Genomic DNA, 26,515 nt, shown 5'->3' with positions numbered 1-26,515 from the left:
CTTCGTACCTCCGGAATGACACACTCCTGCGCATGGGACTTCTCTCTGCCCCGGCGGCGGTCGACAAACGGGAGTACTGGGGGTTCAGCCTCTACGACTGGGCCAACTCCGGTTACGTCACGACCGTCGGCACGGTGCTGTTCGCGCCGTACCTGACCTCGGTCGCCGAGACCGCCGCCTGCGGGTACGCCGGTACGGCGGACAAGCCGTGCGACACCAACCTGGACGTGCTCGGGCTGGGCATCTCCCCCGGCTCGCTCGCCTTCTACGTGGTCACCGTGGCGACGCTGGTGTCGGCGCTGTTCCTGCCTGTGGTGGGCGCGATCGCGGACCGGCTGGAGCGCAAGAAGCTGCTGATGTGCGGCTTCGCCTGGACCGGCGCGCTGGCCGCGTCCTGCATGGTGTTCGTCGGCGGCGGTCGCTGGGAGCTCGGCGCGCTGCTGTTGTTCATCGGCAACCTGTGTCTGGGGTCGTCGCTGGTCGTCTACGACTCGATCCTGATCGACATCGCCGGGCCGGACGACCGGGACGACGTCTCGTCCCGCGCCTGGGCCTTCGGCTACCTGGGCGGCTTCATCCTGCTCACGATCAACCTGGCCGTGGTCACCGCGCACGACGCGCTCGGCATCAGCCAAGGTACGGCGGTCCGCCTCAGCCTGCTGTCCGCCGGGATCTGGTGGGGCGCGTTCACGTTCGTCCCGTTCGTGAAGCTGCGGAACCGGCCACCGACGCACGTCGTCCAGGTGCGCAGCGGGAGCCTGGTCCGGCAGAGCTTCGGCCAGCTGGCGGCGACGCTGAAGCACATGCGGACGTACCCGATGATGCTGCTGTTCCTGGTCGCGTACCTGTTCTTCAACGACGGCATCCAGACCGTCATCTCGGTGTCGTCGACGTACGGCGAGAAGCAGCTCGGGTTCGAGACGCAGATCCTGATCGCGACCATCCTGCTGGTCCAGTTCGTCGCGTTCTTCGGGGCGCTGGCGTTCGGGCGGTTCGCGCGCCGGTTCGGCACCAAGCGGACGATCATGGGCGGGCTGGTGTTCTGGATCCTGATCGTGATCGCCGGCTTCATGCTGCCGGCGAAGCAGATCGTGCCGTTCCTCGCGATGGGCGTGGCGATCGGCGTCGTACTCGGCGGCACCCAGGCGCTGTCCCGGTCCGCGTTCAGCCAGCTCATCCCGGAGGGTCGCGAGGCGGAGTACTTCTCGCTCTACCAGGCCGGCGAACGCGGCACCTCCTGGCTGGGCACGCTCGTCTTCGGCCTGGTCCACCAGATCACCGGCTCCTACCGGCCGGCGATCGTTGCTCTCGGCCTGTTCTTCGTCGTCGGCCTGGTGCTGCTGGCCCGCGTCGACATGCGCCGGGGCATTCGCGAGGCCGGCAACACCCAGCCGACGCTCATCTGAAGCGGCCGGCGAGGACGCAGAACTCGTTCCCCTCGGGGTCGGCCAGGGTCACCCAGCTCTCGTCGCCGGTCTGGCCCACATCGGCGTGCCGCGCGCCCAGGTCGAGCAGGCGACGAACCTCGTCGTCCTGGTCCCGGTCGGTCGCGTTCACGTCGATGTGCAGCCGGTTCTTCACGGTCTTGCCCTCGGGCACCCGCGCGAAGGTCAGCGTCGGCGGCACCGGGCCGGGGCGCTTCTTGCCTTCCGGCACCAGCGGGGAGCCGATGGTGACCACTCCGGCTTCCTCGCTCTGCACCTCGTAGTCGAGGACCGAGCACCAGAACCGCGCGAGACCGCGGGGGTCGGCACAGTCGATCGCAAGCTCGGTGAACTTACTGGCCATGCCGGCCACCCTACAAACGATCACCGTGACGGCGTGGCACCTGGGCTGCGGAAGCCGCCCGGGAAGGCCGATCCTTGGCGGACGGTGGTCGCGGTGATCGTGCCGTCGGTGTTCTGGCCGCTGACGACGACCTGCTCACCGGTCTTCAGGTCGGCGGCGGTGCCCTGCTTGGTGATGTCGTACGTCGTCTCGCCGGTGAGCTTGACCGTGACGTCGCCGTTCTGGGTCTTCACCACCAGCTGCGAGCCGCTCGCCGACACCACGGTGCCGATCGTCGCGTTGCCCTGGCCGCCTGGTCCTTGACCGTTCTGCCCGCGGAATCCGCCGTACCCGCCGCCGTTGAGGCCACGGCCCGCCTGCTGCTGCGGCGTCGTACTGTCCGGCGCGAAGGCCGCGTGCAGTCCGGCGCCACCCGCCAGCCCGACGGCCAGTACGACGACGCCGGTCAGGATCGCGGTCGCCAGCGGCAGGTTGAGGCTCTTCCTCGGCTGCAGCGCCGCGTCGACCTCCTCGTCGGACCCGATCTGCGCGAACTCGTCGGGCGTCTGGTTGCTCATCAGAAGGTGCCTCTCACTCGTGACGTAGTGCGTCGATAGGACGAAGACCGGCAGCCCGGTGCGCGGGCATGCTGCCGAAGAACAGGCCGACCGCGGCCGACACCCCGAGGGCGAGCGCGATCGACGACGGGACCAGCACCGGCTCGACGCCGGCCAGCTGGAACTGGGTGATCACCAGCGCGGCGGCGACACCGACAGCGCCGCCGATCAGGCTGAGCAGCGTCGCCTCGATCAGGAACTGGCCGAGGATCGTCCGCCGCCGCGCTCCGAGCGCCTTGCGGATCCCGATCTCGCGGGTCCGCTCGGTGACTGTGACGAGCATGATGTTGGTGACGCCGATCCCACCGACCACCAGGCTGATCGCGGCCACGGTCGCCAGCAGCGCGGTGAAGGTCGCGGCGGTGTCCTGGCTGGTCTGCAGGATCTGCGCCGAGTTGGTGATCCGGAACGGCGACGCCTGGTCGGCCGGCACCTCGTGCCGCGCGGTCAGCAACTGCGTGACCTCGGCCTGCGCGACGTCCACCCGATCCTGGTCCGCGGCCTGGACGACGATCTGGTTCAACGCGCCGTACCCGGCCTGGGTCGCGCGCAGCGTGCTGATCGGCACGATCGCGGTCGCGTTCGGATCCGAGAACCCGGTGCTGTCCTTGCTCGCCAGCACCCCGAGTACGACGAAGTCGACGGCGCCGAGCTTGATGGTCTGGCCGACCGCGGCCCCGGGCCGCCCGAACAGCTCGGTGGCGGCCGTCTGGCCGAGCAGGATGACGCGCTGCGAGGTGTCGACGTCCTGCTGGGTGAAGGAGCGGCCGGTCTCGACCGGCGTGTTGGTGGCCGGCAGGTACTCGGGCGTCGTGCCGATCACCTGGTTGACCGTGTAGCTGGTGTCGCCGTTGGTCGCCGTACCGGAGCTGGTCATGACCGGGGCGACCGAGGCGACGTCGGGTGCGAGGTTCTTGTCGGCGAGTGCCTCGGCGTCGTCGAGCGACAGGCTGTACTGCTGCGCCGACGGGCCGGCCTGGCCGCGCTGGAAGCCGCCGCCACCGCCGGTGGTCGACACGGTGAGCAGGTTGGTGCCCATCGCCTCCAGCCGGTCCTGGACGGCCTTGCCCGAGCCGTTGCCGACTGCAACGAGCACGATGACGGCGCCGACGCCGATGGACACGCCGAGGACGGTCAGCAGCGAGCGCAGCTTGTTCGCGCTCAGGCCGCGCAGGGCGGCCCCGAACAGGTCGCGGGGTGACATCAGCGGGTCACCTCGTCGGCGACGATCCGGCCGTCCGAGACGTGGATGAGCCGGCGCGCCCGGGCCGCGACCTCGTTCTCGTGGGTGATCACCACGACCGTGCGGCCGTCGGCGTTCAGCTGGTCGAACATGCCGAGCACTTCCTCGGTCGAGTGCGCGTCGAGGTTGCCGGTCGGCTCGTCGGCGAGCAGGATCCGCGGTCCGGTGGCCAGCGCGCGGGCGATGGCGACGCGCTGCTGCTGGCCGCCGGACAGCTGGTTCGGCCGGTGGCCGGCGCGGTCCGACAGGCCGACCAGCTCCAGCGCCCGGGCGGCACGTCTGCGGCGCTCGGCGCGGCGGAGGTAGGCGTAGGTCAGCGGCAGCTCGACGTTCGCGATCGCCGTGGTGCGCGGGATCAGGTTGAACGACTGGAAGATGAAGCCGATCTTGCGGCCGCGGACGAGCGCCTGCTGGTCCTCGGACAGCCGGGCGACGTTGCTGCCGTCCAGCCAGTACTCGCCCCGGCTCGGGACGTCGAGGCAGCCGAGGATGTTCATCAGCGTCGACTTGCCGGATCCGGACGAGCCCATCACCGCGACGTACTCGCCGGACTCGACCCGCAGCGACACCCCACGGAGTGCGTGCACGGCCGTCTCCCCCGCGCCGTACGTCTTGGTGACGTCCCGGATGTCGATCAGGGCGTCAGCGGCCACGGTTGCCCCCGGCTCCGGTGCCCGCTCCGGGGAACTGGCCGCCGCCGGGAAGCTGCCCCTGACCGAACTGCCCCTGGCCGAATTGACCCTGGCGGCCCTGGCCGTTCTGGCCGGCCGTGGCGCCGATCGAGCCCTGCAGCAGCTCGATCCGGTCGCCCTCGTCCAGCCCGGAGGTGATCTGGGTGTAGCTGTCCCCACGGACGCCGACCTGCACCTCGCGGGTCCCACCGCCGTCGGCCATCGTCACTGTGTACGTCGTACCGCTGGTGGCGATCGCGGTGCTCGGGACGTACAGGGCGTTGGCGGCCTTGGCGGTCTGCACGGTGACGTTCGCGGTCTGGCCGATCCGGGCGTTGGCCGGGATCTTGGTGAGCGAGAAGGTGGCCGAGTACGAGACGACTCCGTTGGTGGTCGTCGGGATCGGTGAGACGGAGGCGAGGGCGGCGGTCAGCGTCGTACCGGGCTCTGCGTTGAGGGTGACGGTGGCGGACTGGCCGGCCTTGATCTTGATCGCGTCCGCCTCGGCGAAGGCCGCGACCACCTGGAGCGACTTGAGGTCGGCGAGGTCGACGAAACCTGTACCTGAGGTTGTGGTCGTGGTGGTGCTGCTGGAGCCTGAACCTTGACCTGAGGTCGAGCCTGTCCCGCCTGAACCCGTCCCTGAGCTTCCCGAGCTGGAGCCGCCGGTGACCGAGCCGACGGAGCCGTTGATCGCGGTGATGGTGCCGGCGATCGGCGCCTTCAGGGTGGTCGCGTCGACCGCGGCCTGAGCGGCCTCGACGTCCTCGTCGGCCTGCTCCTTGTCCGCCTTGGCGCGGGCCAGGCTGGCCTCGGCGTTGCTGACGGCGACTTCGGGGCTCTGGCCCTGGTTGCTCTGGGTCTGACTGTTCTGGGTCTGACTGTTCTGGGTCTGACTGTTCTGGGCCTGCTGGCCGTCGGTCGGTGTCGGGCTTGGCGAGGCGGAGGCCGCCTCCGCGTCCTCGAGAGCGTCCTGGGCGTCGCTCAGCGACTCCTCGGCGGCGTCGACCGAGTTCGCCGAGGCGATCTGGTTCTGCTCGGCGATCCGGAGCTGGCGCTCGGCGGCGGACGGGTCGATCTTGGCGATCGCCGTACCTTTGGCGACCACTTGGCCGACCTTGACCATGATCTGCGTCACGGTCCCGGAGGTCTCGAACTGCGGTGAGGCCGTCTGCGAGCTCTGCAGCGTGCCGCTGGAGCTGACACTCGCAGTCACCTCGCCACGCGCAACCGCGACGGTCGGGCGGGTCGCGGCAGCCGTCGGCTGGTCCGTGCGGAAGAAGAGGAAGTACGCCGTGATGGCGATGGCCAGGACGATGGCCACCAAGGCCACGTTGAGCACGCTGAGGCCACGGAGCTTGTGGCGGGGTAGCACCATGGACGCTGACGCTAGGGACGTTTGCTGAGGAATCGATCCTCGAAACCTGGCAACTCGCTGTGAACTCGGCGCGTCCCACAGCCGGTCGGCCGCGACACACCGTGATGTGTGAACGCCTGATGACAGGCGGTCACGACGGTGCTGTCAGGTGCGAACATGGGGCTCGGGCATGCCAAAATGGGAATGATCCGGGCCGGCCGACCGTTGGCACGGATGACGATCTCGGAGGTTTGACATGTCTAATCGCGTACTGCGTGGTTCGGGGCTGGGTGGGGTCAGCTTCGAGGATGACCGTGGTGTCGAGTTCGCGCCGCGCCAGATGATCACGTACGACTGCCCCCGCGGTCACGTGGTCGAGGTGACGATGGCGCACGACGCCGAGGTGCCCGCGGTCTGGGAGTGCCCGCACTGCGGCAGCGAAGCCGCGCGGTCGACCGGTGAGAAGCCGGAGCCGAAGCAGGAGAAGCCCGCCCGTACGCACTGGGACATGCTGCGCGAGCGCCGCAGCATCTCGGAGCTGGAAGAGCTGCTGGCCGAGCGCGTCGAACTCCTCCGCAAGGGTGAGATCGGCCCGGCGCACCTGCACCGCACCAAGCGCACCGCCTGACCCAAGCCCCAAACGGGCCCTTCTCCGCAACGCCGCGGCGAAGGGCCCGTTTCGTGCGTCAGCACCGGCCGAGGGACCCGGTCGGCCCTAGCCGAGCGATCACACCTGGCACCGGTTCGCCAGCGCCGCCACCAGGGTGGTGGACCACTCGGTGATGGTGGCGGCGGTGAAGAGGTCGGTGGAGTATTCGATGTCGAGGGTGAAGCTGGTGTCGGTGAGGGTGAACACGACGTAGAGCTCCCGGCGCGCCAGGTCCGGCGACGGCAGCGCACGGACCGGGTAGCTGCCGGTGGGCAGGCTCAGGGTGGCGGCAGGCGTCGTGATGACCGTGAACAGGATCGCTTGGGTCTGGTCTGGGAGGACCGTCCGCAGGATCTCGCCCCAAGGCAGGGCCTCGTGGTCGAGCGCCGAGTAGAGGGCGCGAGCGGTCTCGGCGAGCAGGTCGTGGGTTCCGAGCCGGATCCGGACCGGCACGGCTTCTCCGATGAACCCGATGATCCCCTCGTGACCGGACTGGCGCCGGCGCGCGCTGGACACCGGCAGCACGACCTCGTCGTGACCGCAGAGGGCGCCGAGCCACTCCGCGAAGGCGGCGGCGATCAGCACGTACGGCGTGGTGCCGGCGGACGCGGCCGCCGTTCGGACTTCCTTGGCCAGGCTCTCCGGGAGCTCCAAGTGCTGGGTCGCACCGCGGCCTGACAGCGTCGCCGGTCGCGGGTGGTCGACGGGAAGGGTGGGCTCGACGGTCGACCCGGCGAGCTCGGCACGCCAGAAGCCGTCCAGTTCCGCCCGGGTGGCCCCGGTGAGCGTGTCGTGTTCCCAGCGGGCGTAGTCCGTGTGCTGCGCGCTCGGCGGGGGCAGCTCCGCACCGCCGTACAAGGCCGACAGCTCGTCCCAGAACAGCCGCGCCGACCAGCCGTCGAAGACGAGGTGGTGAATCGCGGCGACCAGCACCCAGTGGTCGGCCGCCACGCGCCCCAGCCGGGCGCGCCAGAGCGGCGCCTGACTGGGCTCGAGTGCGGGCCGGGCGGTCGCGACACACCAGGTGTGGATCTGGTCCTCGTCGGCCGGCAGATCCTCGACTGGCAGTTCGACCTCGACCGACGCCAGCACCTGCTGCCGGTCGTCGAGGATCTTGGTCCGTAATGCGCTGTGACGCTGGATCAGACGCTCCAGCGCGTGTCGTAGTCGTTCCGGATCCAGTTCCTCGTGGATGTCGACCCGAGCTGGGGTGTTGTAGATCGACGCATCCGCACGACTCCGGACCAGCTCCAGGCATCGCCGTTGGGCAACCGTCAGCGGCGCAACCTCCACCGGCTCGGCCTCGACCGCCTCGACCTCGACCGGCGCGGCCTCGGCCGGCGCGGCCTCGGCCTGCGCGGGATCGGCCGGCGCGGGCTCGTTCCGGCTCGCGACGGCGCGGATGGTCGGCGAGCGGAAGAACTCGGACAGCGTGAGCTCCAGGCCGGTCGCGTCCCGCAGCCGGTTCAGCAGGCGAACCGCGAGGAGCGAGTGCCCGCCCAGGTCGAAGAACGAGTCGGTCACCCCGATCTCGGCCCGCTCCAGGACCTCACACCACACCGCATGGATCGTGCTCTCCAGCGGCGTTGCCGGCGGAACGTCCGCCTCGACCGCGACCGGCGCCGGGAGCGCCGCCTGGTCGAGCTTGCCCGTGGTTGTCAGCGGCAACCGTTCGAGCGACACCCAGCGCCGCGGCACAAGGTAACGGGGCAGCCGCGCCGCCAGGTATTCCATCAGCTCCTCATGATCGACAGCGCCGACCGTGTACCCGACCAGTTCGCCGTCGAGTACGACGACCGCGGCCTCGCTCACCGCCGGATGCCCCTGTACGGCGGCCCGGACCTCACCCGGCTCGACCCGGACACCACGCAACTGAACCTGGTCGTCGATCCGGCCGAGGTACTCCAGCGCGCCGTCGGCTCGCCAGCGCCCGAGATCGCCGCTCGCGTACCAGCCGGGAGCGTAGAACGCCTTGGCCGTCTCCTCGGGCCTGTTCAGGTACCCGTTCGCCACGCACACACCGCCGATACAGATTTCACCGACCGCTCCGGCCGGCACCGGCCGACGGTCCGGATCAAGGAGGCGGATCCGCACTCCCGGAAGCGGCCGGCCGATCGGGGGCACGGTCTCGCCGGGCTCGACCGGGTGATCCGTCACCCCGATCGACGTCTCGGTCGGGCCGTACCCGTTGTAGAGAACGCAGTCCGGGTGCGCCGCGAGGAACGCGTGTTCGACCGCGGTGGGCGTCGTCGCCTCGCCCGCGGAGCAGATCACCCGCAAGGAGGGCAGCTCCGGCCGGGTCGCGAGCAGCGCGTGGACGGCGCTGAACGGCATCACGATCCGCTGGATCCGGTGCTCACGAATCCGGCGCGCCAGTTGTTCCGGGTCGTACCTGCTGGCGTCCTCGATCAGGATCAGCGTCTGACCGGTGATGAACGTCGTGAACGTCTCGTGCAGGCTCATGTCGAACATCGACGACGCCCACTGCAACGTCGTCAGCGGATGGGTGGCGAAGCCAAGCAGATTGTTGACCGGACCCCGATGCGGCATCAGCACCCCCTTGGGCGTCCCGCTCGATCCGGAGGTGTAGAAGCAGTAGGCCAGGTCGTCGGGCGTCACCTCGACCCGCGGCCGGTCCGCGGCGACCGGGTCGAGGTGGTCGACGAGGATCGTCGGCAGGTCGCCGAGGTCCGGCATCCCGTCGCCGGTGACCAGAACGGTCGCCCCGGAGTCGTTCAGCTGGAACCGCAGGCGTTCGACCGGCACGGCCGGATCGAGCGCAAGGTAGCCGGCGCCGGACTTGAGCACCCCGAGCAGGACCGCGAGCTGATCGACACCGCGAGGCAGGCAACTCCCGACGAGCTCACCGCGCTGTACGCCGTTCCACAGCAACTCGATCGCAACCCGGTTGGCGCGGCGGTCCAACTCGCCGTACGTCACCTGCCCGAAGTCGCCGTCGACCGCGATGGCGTCCGGATGGAGATCGACCCGCTGCTCGAACAACTCGTGCAGGCACGCGGATGATGCCGGTCCCGGCTCACCCTCGAAGCCGGCCAGCAGCTGCTCGTCCGCCGCGGTCAGGTCGGACAGTGCCCTGACCGGGACACTCGGAGCGGCGGTCGCGAGCTCGAGGGTCAGCTCCAGGTAGTCGAGGAGCCGCTGAACTGTGGACTCGTCGAACAGGTCGCTGTCGTACTCGACCACGCAGCGGACACCCGACGGGGTGTAGCTCAGGTACAGTAGGAGGTCGACGGGCGCGCGGTCACTCGGCAGGTCGCGCAGATTGACCTCGAGGCCTGGGGCGAAGTCGAGCTTGTCGACACCGTTCTCGAACTCGACCGCCACCCCGAACAGCGGGTTGCGTCCGGTGGACCGGTCCGGGTTGAGCTCGGCGACGATGTCCTCGAACGGCACGTCGCCGTGGTCGACCGCGTCCATCAGGGACAGGCCGAGACTGCGGGCCAGCCCGGGGAAGTCGGCATCCTCGGACAGCCGGATCCGGAGCGGAAACGTGTCGACGAACATGCCGACGGACTCCGCGGCAGACCGGCCGCGACCGGAAACACCGGTGCCGATGACGAAGTCGCGCTGGCCGCTGAACCGGGACAGCACCACGCCGAGTCCCGCCAACAGCACGCTGAAGACGGTCACACCGGAGCTCGCGGCGAAGGCGCCGAGCCGGCTCGTGTCCAGCTCGTGGGTGAGTGACCGGCCGGCGCCGCTCCAGGTGCGCGGCCGCGGCCGATCGGTGGGCAGCCGCAGCTCCGGTGCGTCGGCGAGCTCGGCGAGCCAGAAGTCACGATCCTCGGCGCTCGAATGTGGCCGCTGCGAGAGACCGTCGACAGCGGGCGGCAGGCCGTCGACGGCGGGCGGCAGGCCGGGATCGGCGGGCCAGGCGCGGTAGTAGACGCCGAGGTCGCGGACGACGATCGGGGTCGAGGCCGAGTCGAAGACGATGTGGTGCCCGACCAGCAGCAGCACGTGGTGGTCGTCGGCCAGCCGGACCAAACGGGCCCGGAGCAGCGGAGCGGTGTCGAGATCCAGAGCACCTAGCCGTACGTCGTGCAGCAGGGACTCGATGTCGTTGCCCTCCGCATCGACTACCGGGCACTCGATCCGGACCTCCGTGCGGACGAACGCTCGTGGCTCGCCGTCGACCTCGCGGAACTCGGTTCGCAGCGCGGGGTGGCGGTCGACGACCCGCTGCAGGGCGCCCTGCAGCGCCGCCGGATCCAGCGGGCCGCGGAGCTCGATCGCCTTCGGTTCGTGGTACGTGTTCGCACCCGGGTTCAGCTGCTCCAGGAACCAGATGCGCTTCTCCGGTGGCGTCAGCGGCCGGCCGTCGTCCCCGGGCTCATCGCCCGTCCGGCCGGCGTCGGAGGGTTGCTCGACGTACTCGGCGCGGAGCTCGTCGACCGCGGCCAGGCTCCGCATCACGTCGTCGGGGCCGAGGCCGAAGTCCACGAAGCAGGCGAGCTCGTTCGCGCCGATCGCGATCAGCTGGTCGACGATCGCGCGGCAGGTGTCCGGCGTACCGATCAGTGCGCGGGTTTCGCAGTACCGGCGATAGGCCTGGCCCAGCAGGAAGTCGACGTCGTCCGGGGCCGTCTTCTCCAGGTCGATCTGGAAGCCGAGGCTGTTCGTCACCTGCCCGAACAGGGACAACGACGAGCGGAGATAGTCGCAGAACGGTTGGTACGCCTCGGCTCGGACGGTCTCGAGGTCGTCGCCGACGTACGTGTGCAGCAGGACGACCACGCGACCGGCGTCCGGGTCGAGACCGTGCTCGGCGCGGGTCGAGCGGTAGAGGGCGATGTTGGCCGCCAGGTCCTCGACGGACTGCGCCATCAGATTGGTGACGACGCCGAGACCGTTGCGGGCAGCCAGCTTGTACGACTCCGGATTCCCCACGACGGCGGTGAACAGCGGCGGCTCGTCCTGCAGCGGGCTCGGGTGCAGCCGCACCTCGGTCGGCTCGCCGTTCCCGGCCACCGCGGTGATCGCCTCACCCGCCCAGAGCCTCCTGACCGTGTCGAGACGGTCGTACATCTCCGTCCGGTGGTTGCCGTAGGCATCAGGTGCGAGCACGAAGTCCCGGGCGTGCCACCCGCTGGCGATACAGAGCCCGACCCGCCCGCCCGACAGGTTGTCGACCACCGACCACTCCTCGGCAACCCGAATCGGATGGTGCAACGGCAGCACCACCGACCCCGCGTTGAGCCGGATGTTTCGGGTTCGGGTCGCGAGCGCCGCGGCGAGAACAGACGGATTCGGGAACAACGCCCCGAACGAGTGAAAGTGCCGCTCAGGCAACCAAACCGAATGAAACCCCCGCTGATCCGCAAACTCGGTGGCCCCGACGATCAGCCCATACTTGTCCCGCGCCGCCGAGTCCGGATAATCCCCAAAGAAATACAAACTGAAGTCACACCCACCCCGCCGCCCGGCCCCAACACTCCCCGACCGCCCCAGCAACTCCCGCCCCGACCCCACCGACACGCTCTCGCCATCCACCTCGGGCGCGCCAACCACCGCCGAGGCCATAGCCACCTCGGGCGCACTATCCACCGCCGACGCGCCACGCGCCGCAGGCCCGCCATCCACCCCCGACGTACCAGCCACCTCGGGCGCACCAGCCGTCGCAGGCACGCCAGCCACCGCCGACGTACCAGCCACCTCGGGCCCGCCAGCCACCGCAGGCACGCCAGCCACCGCCGACGCGCTGGCCGCCGCGGGCGTACTGGTGGGCATTGCGGCCGGCGCTGCGGTCAGTTGCGGGCCCGAGCCAAGCGCACCGTTGAGCAACGCCAACTGCTCGGACATGAGATTGGTGACCCGGTCCACCATCCGCTCAGCCACCTGAAGCTGCCGCTCCACAACCTCCTGCAAACTCCCGGCCGACGAAACCACCGAACTGGCCGCCCCCGGCCACCCCGGCACCACACCCGCACTCGGTGCACCAGCTATGCCCGGTGCACCGGGTACGACGCCTGAGCCCGCCCCACCCGCCACCACGCCTGAGCCCGGAGCACCCTGTGCGACGTCCACAGGCGGCGGACCCGGTACGCCGGCTGTGCCCGACGCACCCGGCATCACGCCCGAACCCGGAGCACCCTGTACGACACCCGCGGCCGGTGCACCCAGCACGACGCCTGTGCCCGACGCACCCAGTACGACGCTTGGGCCTGGAGCACCCGGTACGACGGCTGCGCCCTGCGCACCCGCCACCACGCCCGCAGCCGGTGCACCCGGTAGGCCGGCTGAGTCTGGTGGAGTTGGGGTGCTGCTGGTCAGGGGTTGGGGTGGGGTGGTTGTGGAGTTGGCGATGAGGTCCGCGAGTTTGGCCGGGGTGTCGACGTCGCTGAAGAGACTGCGAACGGAGACGGCGACGCCAAAGGTGTCGGTCAGGTCACCAACCAGGCGCATGAGGGACAGCGAGTCTGCCCCAAGGCTGAGGAACGAGACATCGGCCGGTATCTCATTCGGCACCATCCCAAGCGCCGGCGCAATCAACTCCCGCACCGTGCCCAGCACCCCCGCCCCCGCGGACACAGGCGGCCTGCCGCTCCCCTCGGCAGCACGCAGGCTGGCGGTCCCCACAGCAACAGGCAGGAGGGCGCCACCCCTAGCAGCAGACAGGTCGGCGCTCTCCGCAGCCACGGGCAGGCCGGTAATCCTCACGGCAGCAGGCGGGCCAGCAGTCCCCACGTCAACAGGCGGGACGGTGGTGCCCGCGGGGACGGGCGAGTTGGCGGCGGCCACAGCAGCAGGCAGGTCTGCGGCGCCCACGGCGGCAGGCGGGAAGGCAGTCCCCGCGGCATCAGACAGGCCGGCAGTCCCCACAGCAGCTGGCATGCCGGCGGTGCCCGCAGCCGGGACGGCGCTGCCCGCGGCGGCAGGCGGGATAGCAGTGCCTGTGGGGGTAGATGGCGTCGCGGTTGGGGTGGGGGGTGTGAAGGGGTGGGTGGGGATGGGGCGTCGGGTTAGGGGGTGGCCTGGTAGGGGGATTCTGTGGGCGGTGGAGAGGGGCTGCCAGGTTAGGTTGGTGCCGGTGCGGTAGAGGGTGGCTACGGTTTCGGGGAACTGGGTGGTTGAGCCGCGGCGTTGGGTGGGTAGCCAGGTGGTGCCGGGGGCGGCTCGCCGGCCGAGGGGGGTCAGGACGGTGTCGGGGCCCAGTTCGAGGAAGCGGGTGGCGCCGAATTCGGCGGCGGCGGTGGTGGCCAGGTCGAATCGCACCGGGCGGCGTGCGTGGTCCACGACGTAATGGCTGGTGACGTGGGTCAGGAGTGAACCGTCGAGTCCGCTGAAGAACGGCAGTCGAAGGGGCTGGAAGGTGACCTCGTTGGCGGCTGCGCGGAGGTCGTCGAGCACTGGTTCGACCAGGACGGAATGGAATGCCCGGTCGACCGGCATGCGTCGCCAACTGACCCCGAGGCGATCGAGGATCTCCGCCGCGCCGGCCGCAGCGTCCTCGGACCCGGCCAGCACGAGCCGGTCAGGACCGTTGACCGCGGCAACTTCCAGTCCACACTCGGCGGCGAGCTTTTCCGCCGTCGATCGGTCCGCCGCGACCGCGATCATCGCGCCGGGCCGCATCCGCGTCCGCATCAGCTCGCCACGCCGTACTGTGAGCCGCATACCATCGCGCAGCGACAGCGCGCCGGCCGCGTACATGGCGGCGTACTCCCCCACGCTATGCCCGATGACCACGTCCGGCAGGACGCCGAGCGCCCGCCAAACCTCGGTCCACGCCACCTGGTTGGCGAAGAGGCTCACCTGGGCGAGCTCCTCCTGCTGGGCGTCGACGACGTCCTCGCCAACCATCTGCGTCACCTCGTCGAGCACCCTCCGCGCCGCGTCGAACCGCGTGGCAAGCCATGCGGACATTCCCGGGTACGACGCTCCTTGGCCGGAGTACGCGAATCCCAGAGGTCCCGGCCTGCCTGGTTCGCTGGGCGTCGCCTGGGCGAGGGCGGCGGCAAGCGAGGTCGCATCCGCACCGACTACGGCGACCCGGTGCTGGTGGTGCCGACGACCGAGCGCGAGCGTGGTGGCGACGTCTGCCGCCGCAACGTCCGGCATGGCCACAAGCTGATCCCGCAGCAAGCCCACCAACTCCTCCAGCGCAGCCCGCGACCGAGCCGAAACCGGCACCACCACCGGTTCACCCGCCGCCGACCGTCCGCGCTCCGTCCACTCCGTCAGACCTTTTGGTGTGGTGGTGCGGGGTGGTTGTTCGAGGATTATGTGGGCGTTGGTGCCGCCTACTCCTAGGGCGGTTACGCCGGCTCGGCGGGGGCCTGCGGACTCGGGCCAGTCGCGGGTTGTGGTGATGAGTTCGAAGGGGCTGTTCTCGATTCGGAGTTCGGGATGGGGGCGGGTCAGGTTGATTGTGGGGACGAGGCGGGCGTGCTGGAGCATGAGGATCGTCTTGATCAGGCCGGCCATGCCGGCGCAGGAGTCCAGGTGGCCGACGTTCGCCTTGACCGAGCCCAGGCCGCATTTCGCCGTACGGTCGTCCGGCGAACCGAACACCTGCGACAAGGCCGCGAACTCGATCGGGTCCCCCAGCGCGGTCCCGGTCCCGTGCGCCTCGACGTACGAGATGGTCTCGGCGCCGACACCGGCCCGCTCCAGCGCCTGACGGACCACATCCGCCTGACCGGACACGCTCGGCGCGGTGAAACCGACCTTGCTCGTGCCGTCGTTGTTGACCGCGCTACCAAGGATCACCGCATGAATCGTGTCGCCGTCGGCCAGCGCACGGTCCAACCGCTTCAACAGGACCGCCGCCACGCCGTTGCCCCCGACAGTGCCGTCCGCGTCGGCGTCGAACGGGCGGCAGCGACCACTCCGGGACAGGATGGACCCGGGCACGTACTGGTACCCGGCGTCCTGCGGCAGCCGAACCGCCGCCGCGCCCGCGATGGCCAGATCCGTGTCGGACGTGAGCAGCGCCTGGACGGCCAGGTGCACCGCGACCAGAGAGGTCGAGCACGCAGTCTGCACGCCGATCGCAGGCCCGGTTAGGCCCAGCCGATACGCGGCGCGACTGGCGAGGAAGTCCGGCGCGGCCCCGATCGTCGCCTGCATCGCGGTCGGCACATCGCCAACCCCGACTACCCCTCGTCGACCATCCCGGGCACGGTCTTCCCGATCGTTGCCGGGACTCGGGTCCAGCAGATCCTGGTGTCCGTACAGATTCATCCCGGATCCGGCGTAGACGCCGATCCGCAGCCCGGACGCGTCGGATCCTGCGTAGCCGCCGTGCTCCAGGGCCTGGTGCGCGACCTCCAGGAACTGCCGGTGTGCCGGCTCGGTGAGCGCAGCCTCCTTCGGCGACATCCCGAAGAACTCCACGTCGAACGCCTCGACGTCGTCAAGCACCCCACCTGCCCGGACCCACCCATCCGCGCCGGGGCCCGTGGACACGCTGTCCACTCCCCCGCACAGGTTGGCCCAGAACTCGTCGATCGTCCGCGCCCCCGGGAAGCGCGCGGCCATGCCGACAACCGCCACCCGCCGATCCACGCCGTCGGCCTCCGCACCAGCCCTCGAAACAGGCGCGGCCTCAGCCAGCCAACCGGTGAGAGCAGCCGCAGTCGGATACTCGAACGGCACCGTCGCCGGCACCTCGATCCCGAAGCGTTCGGACAGCATCGCCCGAAGCCGAGTGAGCTTGATCGACGTCAGACCCAACTCGTAGAACGGTACGTCGTCAGCCGTCGGCTGCCCCGCCAACTCCGCAACCAACCTGCTCACCTCGGCCGCCACCGCACGGACCGACGACCCCCGCGACTCCGCCAATTCCGTTCGAGCCGCCGAAGGCACCCGAGAGCGCGTGCCCGCCCGCGGGCCCGCTGTCGACGCAGCCGCGTTGTCCCTCACGCCGTACTGACCACTCAGATACCGCTGACGCAACTCGTTGCGGCGGACCTTGCCGCTGGCCGTTCGCGGGAACTCCCCCGCCGGTACGGCGACCACCTCGGCCGCCAGCCTGAGCCGCTCGAAGATCAACGCCCGCACCGCCGGCGCCACCGCGTCGTCCGCCTCGACGAAGACCACCAGATCCTCGGTCCCGGTCTCGGCGTTCGGGACGCCGCACGCGCCGACCGCGTGCACGCCGACACCGTCCACCCCCGCTGCCACGCCTTCGATCTCGTGGCAGAAGACCGTGTTCCCGTTGACCACCACCGTCTCCCCCTCGCGGCCGGTGATCACCACTTGCCCGCCGGAGACGAACGCCAGATCCCCGGTCCGCAACCACTCCCCATCCGGCAGTGCGGCCGCGGTCGCCGACTCGTTGTTCACATATCCGGTAGTCACCCGATTGGACCGGACCTGCAGCCTCCCGATCCGCAGCTCGGGCAGGACCTCGTCGTTCTCATCGACGACTCGGATCGACGCGCCCGGTGCCGGGGAGCCGACCGCGACGAAGGTCAGGCAGTCCGACTCCGGCCCCGCCGGCACCAGGACGCTGTCCAGCGAGGACTTGAGCACCCGGACCACGCTGCCCTCGTCAGTCAGCCGGCCGAAGGTGATGGCGGTCGTCGTCTCGGCCATGCCCCACGCCGGCCGGAGGCAGGCACGATCCAAACCCGATCCAGCAGTCGCCGCGAAGAACCGGTCGAGGACCGGCAGCACGATCTGCTCGCCGCCGCACACGAGCGACCGCACACTGCTCAGGTCGAGGGACGCACCAACGGGCAGTGCATCAGCAACCAGTTGCAGCCCGAACGTGGGCGACCAGGTGTGCTGTACCTCGTACCGATCGACCTCCTGCAACCAGAGCAGCGGATTCGCGAGTACGTCGTTAGTCGGCAAGTGCACGCCGGTTGCTCCAGCGAACACGGGCAGCACGTGGTACAGCAGCAACGCGCCACTGTGGTCCACCGGCAGCCAGTTGAGCATGGTCTCGCCCGGCCGAAGGTCGAGTAGCAGCCGCGACCCGGCGGCGAACTCAGCGAGCGCCTGGTGCGTGAGCGCGGCAGCCTTTGGTGCGCCGGTGCTCCCCGAAGACAGCATCACGACGGCCACCTCGGCCGGGTCCGGCTGATACAGCTCCGCGGCCGGTTCCAACCGGGCGAGATCCTCGATCGCCACCGCCGGCAGGTCGAGGTGGGCGCGATCGGTCAGGATCAGCGGGGAATCGAGCAGCCCCCATGTGTGCCGCAGCCGCTCCTCCGCGGCCGCGTCGGAGATGACGGCCGGCCGCATCCCACCCAGCAGGCAGGCCCAGAACGCCGGGAAGAAGGCATCCAGCGCAAGCCCGTGCAGGATCACGTGGTGCCCGCTCACGGCTTCGCGCGTACGGAGGCCGGTCAGGATCCGGCGCGCCCGGTCGAGCAGCTCCGGATAGGTCAGCAGTCCCGCGGGCGTCCGTACTCCGGCCGAGGGGAACTCGGCGGCTGCCCGGAGCAGCGCCTGGACCGCGTCCGGCGAGTCAGCCGCGGTCGGCGCCGGCTGGGGACCGTGGATCATCGACGTTCTCGGCATGATGCCTCCTCGAAAGCGACAGAAAGACCAGTACGCCGACCACCGCGACGCCGTGCAGCCCGGCGACCACCGGCAGCGGCGGCAGCACGTCGAGCAGGCCGCCGGCGAGCAGCATCCCGCCGGCGAAAGCAGAGTTCTCCACGCTTGCGGACAAGCCGAAGACCCGGGTCCGCTGGTGCTCGGGCCGGGTCTGCAGCGTGGACAGGTAGCCGATCTCGCTCACGCCGTCGGCGATCCCGGCGAGCAATGAGACGGCGATCAGACCGGCCGCGGGCAGGCCGGTGAAAGCGAGTACGAACGACACCGACATGGCACAGGTCGCGACGGCGAACGCCCGATGGTCGAGCTGTTTCAGGAACCGGCTGACAAGCTGGTGAGCGCTCACGCTGCCGATCGCCCAGGCGGTCAGGAACTGAGTGCTGACCGCGGCGGGGTTGTCCGGCGCGGTCAGGGTGGCGTAGATCGGGAGCGCGACGTTGTGGCCGGCCGAGGCGAGCGCGTCGATCCCGCGCACCGCGATCATCCCGGCGATCAACGCCGGCAGGTACTGCCACGGCCACTGGCGCGCGTGCCCGCTCCGGCCTGACCTCGGTGAGCTGGGCGCTGCCTGCGCGGTTGGCGAGGGCCAAATCACGAAGGCCTGCGCCGTCGCCGAGACCAGGAACGATGCGGCGTTCAGCAGGAAGGCCGCGCTGTACCCGCCGAGGTCGATCACCAGCGCAGCCGTGCCGAATCCCAGCACACTGGCCAGCGACCGTGCCGTCACCAGGCGACCGTTCGCCCGGGTCCGCTGATCCGCACCGACCAGGTCCGGGATCCCACTGCGCAGCGCGACGACCACCGTCGTGTTGCAGACCCCAAGTACCAGCGCGACCAGGACAAGCACGGCCAGACTCGGCGCCAGGACCAGCACCACCATCACCGCCGCCTGCAGCAGATCGAGTCCGATCAGCAGCGGCCGACGCCGTACCCGGCTCAGCACCAGGCCGGACACCAGTCCGGCCACGAACCCGGCTCCGAGCCGGATCGCCATCACCGCACCCGTGGCCCACGTGCTCTGCGTCCAGTGGTAGCTGAACAGCCCGAGCGCGACCAGGTTCAGGTAGTTCCCGTACGACGAGACCGCGTAGCCGCTCAGCAGCAGCCAGAGTGCGCGCGCAGGCGGCATCCCCGGCTCCCTCCTGCCCGGGTTGGGCGGTCACCCGGGTGGCTGGAAGCTTAGGCACATTCCGGTCAGGTGGCTACGAATAGCGGTGAGTCCTCGATACTGGGGCGATGCAGAACTGGATCGCCACGCCTGTGACCGACAGACTGCTCCGTGGCGCGCTGGAGCTGGAGCAGACCAAGGGCGGCGTGCTGCCGCACCGCTTGCCGGCCTGGGCTCGAGCGCAGTACGACGACCCGCAGCTGGAGATGGTGGAGTCGCAGCCGTCTGGGATCCGGGTGGTGTTTCAAACGCGCGCTACGGCGATCGAGCTGGACACGCTGCCCACCAAGCGCGTCTACACGGGCGCGCCGCGCACGCCAGACGGGGTGTACGACGTGCTCGTCGACGGCGAGCTGGTCGACCAGCCGACCGTGCCGAGCGGGAACGTGCTGACCATCGACCTGACCACCGGGGCCACCGACACGCAACCCGGTGAAGCGGGCACGGTCCGCGTCACCGGGCTGAGCGGCGAGCTGAAGACCGTGGAGATCTGGCTGCCGCACACCGAGACCACCGAACTCGTTGCCCTGCGCACCAATGCGCCGGTCGAACCCGCCCCGCCCACCGGCCGCCGCACCTGGCTGCACCACGGGAGCTCGATCAGCCACGGTTCGAACGCGACCAGCCCGACCGGCACCTGGGCCGCCCGCGCCGCTTCGCTGGCCGGCCTCGAGCTGACCAACCTGGGCTTCGGAGGCAGCGCCCTGCTCCAGCCGTTCGTGGCCCGCACCATGCGCGACACTCCCGCCGACCTGATCAGCGTCAAGCTGGGCATCAACGTGGTGAACGCCGACGTGATGCGCCGCCGCGCGTTCGGCCCCGCCGTACACGGCTTCCTGGACACCATTCGCGACGGCCACCCGACCACCCCGCTCCTGGTCGTCTCCCCCATCCTCTGCCCGATGCACGAGGACACCCCCGGCCCGACCATGTGGGACCTGGAAGCGCTGAGCCGGGGCGAGCTGCGGTTCCAGGCCACCGGCGACCCGGCCGACGTACCCATGGGCAAGCTGACGCTCGGCGTGATCCGGGAGGAGCTGGCCCGGATCGTCGCGCAACGGTCCGCCGACGACCCGAACCTGCACTACCTCGACGGCCGCGAGCTGTACGGCGAGGCCGACAACGCCGAGCTCCCCCTGCCCGACGACCTGCACCCCGACGGCCCCACCCACCAGCGGATGGCCGAACGCTTCGCCAAGCTCGCCTTCAACTAGCTTCGAAGGTCAGGCGGCGGATCAGGTCGAAGCGGATGAGGAACTTGCTCATCGGTGTCATCCCGAACGGGACCGTCCCGGCACCCGCGACCTCCTGACGCTTCCGCAACCAGGCCTGCACGCGCTCGCGCTCAACAGTCAGCTCGACCGGATCGAGCGCGGCGAGGGCACTGAGCAGCGTGGCCGGCGGGCTCGCGGGCAATCCGGCCGACACCTGGGCGAGCCGGCTGGCGAGGTACGGCGTACCTTCGTGCAGCGCAGCCATGAAACACGTGGCCATCCGCTCGGTCGGCTGGTCGCCGTCCGCCGACAGCGGTGGTGCCATCGCAAGCAGCAACTGGCAGATGTTCACGAAGCGCTTGACCCGGCGCGGGGTCCCGCCCATCAGCGGCGCGAGCGACTCGACGAAGGCGAGCTCGTCCACGGTCAGCGCGAGCGGCCTGGCATCGAGATCGAGCCAGTTGCCGAAGTCCGTGAGCATCGCGCGCACCAGCTCTTCCTCGCGCTTGCCGACCTTCAGGGTGCTCATCCGACCGCGGCCGGGATCGGTCGGCTGTGCTGCCACCGACGGCAACAGCAGGCCGCGCAACAGGCGCCGCCGGGCGTCGTCGTCGAGCGTCTCCACCCAGAACGGAATCTGGAAGATCTTCTCCACGTAGTCCATCGCCTTCGGCTGGTCCCCGGCCTCCCCGAGCCTCGCGTCGAGCGCGGGCAGCGCTTCGTGCAGCGCCGACCTGAGCCATCGGGTGTCCACCGCGACAACCACGACGAACAGCGGGAACGAGAGCAACAGGTGCACCGCCTCGAGCACCTCGACCACCTTCTTGGGCGGGCACCGGTCCAGGTCGTCGATGTACAGCACGATCCGGTTCGGCGGGCCACCCACGGCCCGTGACGTCTCCTTGTTGAAGTCGGCCGTCAGGTCGGCGAGATCCTGCAGGTCCTCATGGACCTTGCTGATCAGGCCGAGCTGACTGCGGTAGTCGTCGCTCGCCTTGCGATCGGCCAGGAACTCCACGTACGTGTTCCCGACCGTGAGGGCGTCGCTCTTCCGCTTCAGCTCCGCCTGCTCGTCGCGGGCCTTTCCCGCGACCGTCTCCGCCTCGGTCAACTTGGTCCGGGTCGTGTCGAGGTGCTCGTTGGCCGCAGCCAGGCTCGTCCTGACCTCGCTGACAGCCGCTGTGAGCTGTGCGTCGATCTTCGCCTCGGCTTCCGCCAACGCTTCCTGCTGGCTCGCGGCGAAGCTTGCCGCCGCCTTCAGCGCGAGTGCCGCCAACGGGATCAGCGGTGCGAGGCTGGCCACCACACTCGTGATCGGTGGAGCCGACAGCAGGTCCATCACCAGGGCCACAGCCGGTACGGCGATCGCCGCCAGCGCCACGTAGACGATTCGCTTGACCGTCCAGAACCGCTGCTGCAGCCATGGACTGGTTCGAGTCGCCACCGTGGCACGCCGTACCTCTGCCACCGCGTCAGCGACTTCGTCACCGAGCTCTTCCTTGCCAACGGCAACCGCCGTCTGGACCAGCGCGGCCCGGGCGCCGGCCTCGAGCTCACCGGAGATCAGGCTGTCCCGGAGCTCGGAGGTCGTCCGCACCACCGCCTCGAGGTGTTCTTCCTTCTCCCGGACGACGCCGGCGGCCTTGGTCTCGGCGGCCTGCAAGGTCACCAGCGCCGCTTCCGCCTCGACGACGTCCTTCTGCTTGGCGTCCAGTTTCGCCAGGATCGCCTGCCGCCGCCGATCGGACAGCTTCTGCCGCGCCACCGGATCCAGCTCGTCGAAGATCTTGTCCAGCAGCGAGGCCCAGAGGTTGGTCTCGACGTACTCCCAGGCGTTGAACTCGATGTGCGCGACATTCGGCCAGACCGCGAGATTGGCCTGGTTGCTGGTCCCGGCCAAGCTGCTGAGCTGCTCGATCCGGTGCCGGATCTTCGCCATCAGGAAGCTCTTGCCGCTCCCCCACTGACCGAACAGCCCGATGGCCAGCGGCGGCACCAGGGTGCGGGACGAGATCAGGTAGGCGAACGCATCGGCCTCGGTGCTGATGTCGATGAAGTCGGCGGCCGGGTCGACCACGTCACTGCTGAACGCCGCCAGGCTGGCCGGCCGACGCGGAAAGTTCTCGGCCAGCCACTCACCCAGCTTCTTGCCCGCAACCTCCGTCTGCGGATCGAGATCCAGGAGGAACGTCCCGTACCGATCGGCAAGCACGTTCACCGAGAGACCGGACCGCTCCAGCGGGCGTTGCAGAGCTTGCCTGAAGACCGTCGACTCGGTCAGCAGCGCACCGACCACGTCGGCCAGGATCGTCGGCCGACTGCCGCCCGACAGCCGATCCGCCGTGGACAGGATCTGGCTGACCCGTTCATCCAGGCTCGCCGTGCTCTGCGTACCCACGGTTGCGGCCGCCTGCCGCAGGCTCTCCAACGTGACTTTCGGAAAGTCGTCAGGCAGCAGATCACGTGCAGTCAGCCCGAAGTACCCGATCAGCCGCCGCATCTCCCCGTCCGCATCAGGATGAGCCAGCAAGGTCCCCAGAAACACATCCGCCTCGCCCACCACCTGCCCCACCCCACGCAAAGCCGCCGAAGCCTCAGCCCACCGCAAAGCCTCCCCCACCGACCCCGACCACCCACCCGCCGCCTGTGCCATACCCCCACCCCCACACAGGACGATACGGTGCCGGACACCCCTAGCAGCAGCCCTCAACCGAGCCGATCCCTCCCACTCACCGCAGTCCCTCAAGCGAGTGCGCCGGCGTGGGCGGTCGGTCGCGCGCGTCAGCGCGCAGGATGCGGCGGCAGCCGCAGAAGGCGGGCGATAAGCCCGCAGGTCGCGGCGTCAGCCGCAAGGATGCACCGGCGATAAGCCGGGGGGTGGGCGGGAGCGGGCGTAGCAGGCGCGGTGAGGAGCGGAGCGTGGATGCGCCTGCGTAGCACGCGTGGGTAGAACTACTTCTTCTGATCCGGGTCGATTACTTCGCCTTGGATTACGTCGTCCGAGGTCGGGTTGGGGTGGGTCGGGCCGAAGCCTGAGCCTGGGGGGAAGCCGGTGAGGTTGACGCCGCCCAGTTGGGTGGTCAGGCGGCGGCTGAGGAAGCTGGACAGGCCTCGGCGGGCGAGGGGGCGGGTGAAGGGGAGGACGAAGAAGAAGCCGAAGATGTCGGTGACGAAACCGGGCGTGAGCAGCAGCGTGCCGCCGACCAGCACCAGGGCGGCGTCGGACAGTTCGCGGCCGGGCATCTTGCCGGTCTGCAGCGCGGTTTGCAGGGCGTTCCAGGCCCGCCGGCCTTCGCGCTTGATCAGCCAGGCGCCGAGCGCGCTCTCGACGAGCAGCAGGCCGACTGTCGGCCAGCCGCCGATCACCTGGCCGATCTGGATGATCACGTAGATCTCCAGGATCGGCACCACCAGCAGCGCCAGCGCCACGAACCACGGCATGTCCTACCCCTTCCTGAGGAAACTTCGGAGCTGACGTGCCCGGTGACCAACGCCCCACCGGCCGACCCGGGCCATCGCCTCGATCACGATCGCCCGCGACATCTTGGACTGACCACGTTCGCGCTCCACGAAGGTGATCGGCACCTCGACCACCCGGAAGCCGGACTTGATCGCCCGCCACGCCAGATCGACCTGGAAGCAGTAGCCCGCGGAGGCGACCTCGTCCAGTCCGATCCCCTCCAGTGTTGCGCGCCGGAACGCCCGATACCCACCTGTCGCGTCCTGGAGCGGCACTCCGAGCGCCAGCCGGGTGTAGATGTTGCCGCCCCGGCTGAGGATCTCGCGCGACTTCGGCCAGTTCTGCACCTCGCCGCCCTTCACGTACCGCGACCCCAGCACCAGGTCGGCCTCGCGCAGCGCGGTCAGCAGCCTGGGCAGCTGCTCGGGCTGGTGCGACCCGTCCGCGTCGTGCTCGACCAGGACGCCGTACTCCCGCTCGATGCCCCACCGGAAGCCGGCGATGTACGCCGCGCCGAGGCCTTCCTTGCCCTTGCGGTGCAGGACGTGCACGTGGTCGTCGTCGGCGGCAAGTTTGTCGGCGAGCTCACCGGTGCCGTCGGGCGAGTTGTCGTCGGCGACCAGGACGTCGGCCTCCGGTACGGCGTCGCGCAGCCGGCTCACGATCGGCTCGATGTTCTCGGCCTCGTTGTACGTCGGGATGATGACCAGGATCCTGCCGAGATCCGCGAAGGGGGTGGTGCTCACGCTGCTCCTGCCTCCCGGTGACGACTCTGTCCCGGGCTCAAAAAGGGGCCTGACTCAGGCCGGGACCTTTTCGCGGCTGCGCGTGGGCGCCGGCGGGGCGTCCGGGCCGTGGTCCGCCCGGCGGCGGCGAGCCACCAGCGCGAGGACCACACCCAGGATCCCCAGGCCGGTCAGGATCCACTGCGGCCAGCCGCCGAGTGTGGTGGCCAGCGTATGGGTATCGCGCACCGGAACCGAGGCGACATACACGTCCGGCACGAACTGTGACGACTTGTGCTCGACGGTGCCGTCCGGCTGGATCACGCCGGAGATGCCGCTGGTGGACGCGATCAGCACGGTCCGGCCGGTCTCGATCGCCCGCATCCGGGTGATCGCGAACTGCTGCTCGGGCTGCCCGGTGCCGCCGTACGTCGCGTTGTTCGTCTGGACGACCAGGATCTGGGCGCCGCCCTTCATCACGTCCTCGACCACGTCGTCGTACGCGACCTCGAAGCAGATCACGTCGCCGTAGGTGACGCCGTTGATCGGCAGCACCCCGGGCACCTTGCCGGGCGCGGTCTGCCGGCCGACCATCTCCAGCCGCTTGATGTAGGGCAGCAACTGCTCGCGGAACGGGATGTACTCACCGAACGGCACCGGGTGCCGCTTCGCGTAGATCTGTCCCGCGCCCTTGACCGGGTCCCACACCACGCCGGTGGTCTGCCGCTCGTTCGGCCCCGGTCCTTCGAGTACGGCGCCGACCAGGATCGGCACGTCGACGGCCTTGACCGCTTCCTCGATGTCGGCCTTCGTCTCGGCGTCCTTGAACGGGTCGATGTCGGTCGAGTTCTCCGGCCAGATGACGATGTCCGGCTTCTCCTCGGTGCCCGCTTCGACCCGCTTCTGCAGGTCGAGGGTCGCGTTCAGGTGGTTGCGGGTCACGGTCCGGGCGCGGCCGAGGAACTCCAGGCCCTTGCCCGGCACGTTGCCCTGCACCATCGCCGCGGTCACGACCTTGCCGTTGCCCTCGGTGGACAGGTTGATCAGCGCGCTGCCGCCGACGATCGCGACCCCGGCGACCAGCGCGACGGCCCGGAGCCTGAGCGTGCTCTTCGGCTTCAGCACGGCGTACACGAGGACGCCGAGCACCGCGATCGCGAAGCTCAGCCCCGGGATGCCGACCAGTGACGCCAGCTTGCCCAGCGGGGAGTCGGCGAACGCCCACGCCAGCCGGCCCCAGGGGAACCCGCCGAACGGGATCGAGGCGGTGGCGTACTCGGTCGCGACCCACAGGCAGGGGATCAGCACCGGCCACCACTTCAGCTTCAGCACCTGGGTCGCGAACGCCCCGAAGACCGCGTAGAAGAGGCCCTCGAGGATCGCCAGCGCGATCGCGGCGTCGCCGCCGATGACGCTGAGCCACGGCACCAGGACGAGGTAGTAGGTGATGCCGAACCCGGCGCCGATCAGGAAGCCGGCCTTGGCCGAGGCGCCGTTCAGCGCGGCCAGGAACAGCGGTACGGCGACGACCGTCAGCCAGGGGTAGTCGTGCGGTTCGAAGGCGAAGCCGAGCAGTGCGCCCGCGACCACGGCCACAGCGACCCGCGGCAGGACGCGTCCCAGAGCCTTCAACCGGTCCACGCGGTACCCCTTGTCCTCACTGTCCCCGGCGGACGCCGGTCGCACGACCGTACAACGTCCCGGACAAGCAAATGTATCCGGTCAGTAGCCGGTAGGCGGCGATCGCGCAAAGTGAGCACTGATCAGCGGAGTGCGAGGAAGTGAGAAGACCTCAGAAAAGAGGAAAGAGGCTCGGCGCGCCTTCGGACCAACCGTCGATGCGCTGGCTGCGAACCGTCCGGCTGTTGTCTACTGGCCGCCGAGCCTCTTCCACCTCTGCCCCGCGGGGGGCTAACCACCGGCGATCTCAGCCCCCGTCGACTCAAGCCTGGCACTGGCCTGGTCAGCGTCGCGGGATCATCCGGTGGCCGAACTTCGTGTGACCGTTGATAAAACGGGATATGACGACTCCCAAAACGATGCTCGCTGGCGGCGATGGTGTCAACCTCTCCAGCGGCTCCTTGAGGCCGTTGTAACACATTCGCCTGC

At 69.8% G+C, this 26,515-nt stretch carries 14 protein-coding genes; 3 read left to right on the top strand and 11 right to left on the bottom strand.

All coding sequences use genetic code 11. The annotated features are described in order from the left end of the window. Positions 1-32: 32 nt before the first annotated feature. Positions 33-1,406 (top strand): MFS transporter, encoded by a 1,374-nt coding sequence (locus tag ACWCOV_RS05650; RefSeq protein ID WP_449828036.1) that lies wholly within the window; start codon positions 33-35, stop codon positions 1,404-1,406. On the opposite strand, the gene ACWCOV_RS05645 is transcribed toward ACWCOV_RS05650, so the two are convergent. Genes ACWCOV_RS05645 through ACWCOV_RS05625 form a run of 5 tightly spaced genes read right to left on the bottom strand, consistent with a single transcriptional unit; the run spans position 1,399 to position 5,676 of the window. Further along, positions 1,399-1,788 carry a VOC family protein gene (locus ACWCOV_RS05645; RefSeq protein WP_449828035.1) on the bottom strand — a complete coding sequence of 130 codons (390 nt, stop codon included), beginning with the start codon at positions 1,786-1,788 and terminating at the stop codon, positions 1,399-1,401. The genes ACWCOV_RS05650 and ACWCOV_RS05645 overlap by 8 nt on opposite strands. A gap of 20 nt (positions 1,789-1,808) precedes the next feature. After that, positions 1,809-2,345, bottom strand: a complete 537-nt coding sequence (locus tag ACWCOV_RS05640; RefSeq protein ID WP_449828034.1) for a hypothetical protein — start codon at positions 2,343-2,345, stop codon at positions 1,809-1,811. A 13-nt stretch (positions 2,346-2,358) separates the two neighbouring features. Then, entirely contained in the window at positions 2,359-3,588 is a 1,230-nt protein-coding gene (locus ACWCOV_RS05635) for an ABC transporter permease (protein ID WP_449828033.1), read from the bottom strand. Then, the gene (locus tag ACWCOV_RS05630) at positions 3,588-4,280 is read right to left on the bottom strand and encodes an ABC transporter ATP-binding protein (RefSeq protein ID WP_449828032.1); all 693 of its coding nucleotides are present in this window, start codon (positions 4,278-4,280) and stop codon (positions 3,588-3,590) included. The genes ACWCOV_RS05635 and ACWCOV_RS05630 overlap by 1 nt, the downstream gene beginning before the upstream one ends. Next, complete coding sequence (locus tag ACWCOV_RS05625) at positions 4,270-5,676, bottom strand: efflux RND transporter periplasmic adaptor subunit (protein ID WP_449828031.1); 1,407 nt, start codon at positions 5,674-5,676, stop codon at positions 4,270-4,272. Before ACWCOV_RS05625 ends, ACWCOV_RS05630 begins: the two co-directional genes overlap by 11 nt. 235 nt (positions 5,677-5,911) lie before the next feature. Here ACWCOV_RS05625 and ACWCOV_RS05620 point away from each other — a divergent pair, with 235 nt between their 5' ends. Next, complete coding sequence (locus ACWCOV_RS05620; protein ID WP_130448290.1) at positions 5,912-6,283, top strand: RNA polymerase-binding protein RbpA; 372 nt, start codon at positions 5,912-5,914, stop codon at positions 6,281-6,283. 99 nt (positions 6,284-6,382) lie between these two features. On the opposite strand, the gene ACWCOV_RS05615 is transcribed toward ACWCOV_RS05620, so the two are convergent. Beyond that, on the bottom strand, positions 6,383-17,800 hold the full coding sequence (locus tag ACWCOV_RS05615) for a MupA/Atu3671 family FMN-dependent luciferase-like monooxygenase (RefSeq protein WP_449828030.1): 11,418 nt from the start codon (positions 17,798-17,800) through the stop codon (positions 6,383-6,385). Beyond that, complete coding sequence (locus ACWCOV_RS05610; protein WP_449828029.1) at positions 17,748-18,968, bottom strand: MFS transporter; 1,221 nt, start codon at positions 18,966-18,968, stop codon at positions 17,748-17,750. Before ACWCOV_RS05610 ends, ACWCOV_RS05615 begins: the two co-directional genes overlap by 53 nt. Positions 18,969-19,075: 107 nt before the next feature. On the opposite strand from ACWCOV_RS05610, the gene ACWCOV_RS05605 reads away from it, so the two are divergent. Then, on the top strand, positions 19,076-20,221 hold the full coding sequence (locus ACWCOV_RS05605; protein ID WP_449828028.1) for a GDSL-type esterase/lipase family protein: 1,146 nt from the start codon (positions 19,076-19,078) through the stop codon (positions 20,219-20,221). Here ACWCOV_RS05605 and ACWCOV_RS05600 read toward each other — a convergent pair. The 4 genes from ACWCOV_RS05600 to lnt form a co-directional block, all read right to left on the bottom strand. Beyond that, entirely contained in the window at positions 20,214-22,781 is a 2,568-nt protein-coding gene (locus ACWCOV_RS05600) for a P-loop NTPase fold protein (protein ID WP_449828027.1), read from the bottom strand. The genes ACWCOV_RS05605 and ACWCOV_RS05600 overlap by 8 nt on opposite strands. 392 nt (positions 22,782-23,173) lie before the next feature. Then, complete coding sequence (locus ACWCOV_RS05595; RefSeq protein WP_449828026.1) at positions 23,174-23,662, bottom strand: FxsA family protein; 489 nt, start codon at positions 23,660-23,662, stop codon at positions 23,174-23,176. A 3-nt stretch (positions 23,663-23,665) separates the two neighbouring features. Continuing rightward, the gene (locus ACWCOV_RS05590; protein ID WP_449828025.1) at positions 23,666-24,427 is read right to left on the bottom strand and encodes a polyprenol monophosphomannose synthase; all 762 of its coding nucleotides are present in this window, start codon (positions 24,425-24,427) and stop codon (positions 23,666-23,668) included. A gap of 54 nt (positions 24,428-24,481) precedes the next feature. After that, complete coding sequence (lnt, locus tag ACWCOV_RS05585) at positions 24,482-26,047, bottom strand: apolipoprotein N-acyltransferase (protein ID WP_449828024.1); 1,566 nt, start codon at positions 26,045-26,047, stop codon at positions 24,482-24,484. Positions 26,048-26,515 lie beyond the last annotated feature (468 nt).

This window comes from Kribbella sp. NPDC002412 (assembly GCF_053592935.1).
The sequence above is the reverse complement of the archived record's forward strand: the minus strand, read 5'-3'. Positions and strand labels throughout refer to the sequence as shown.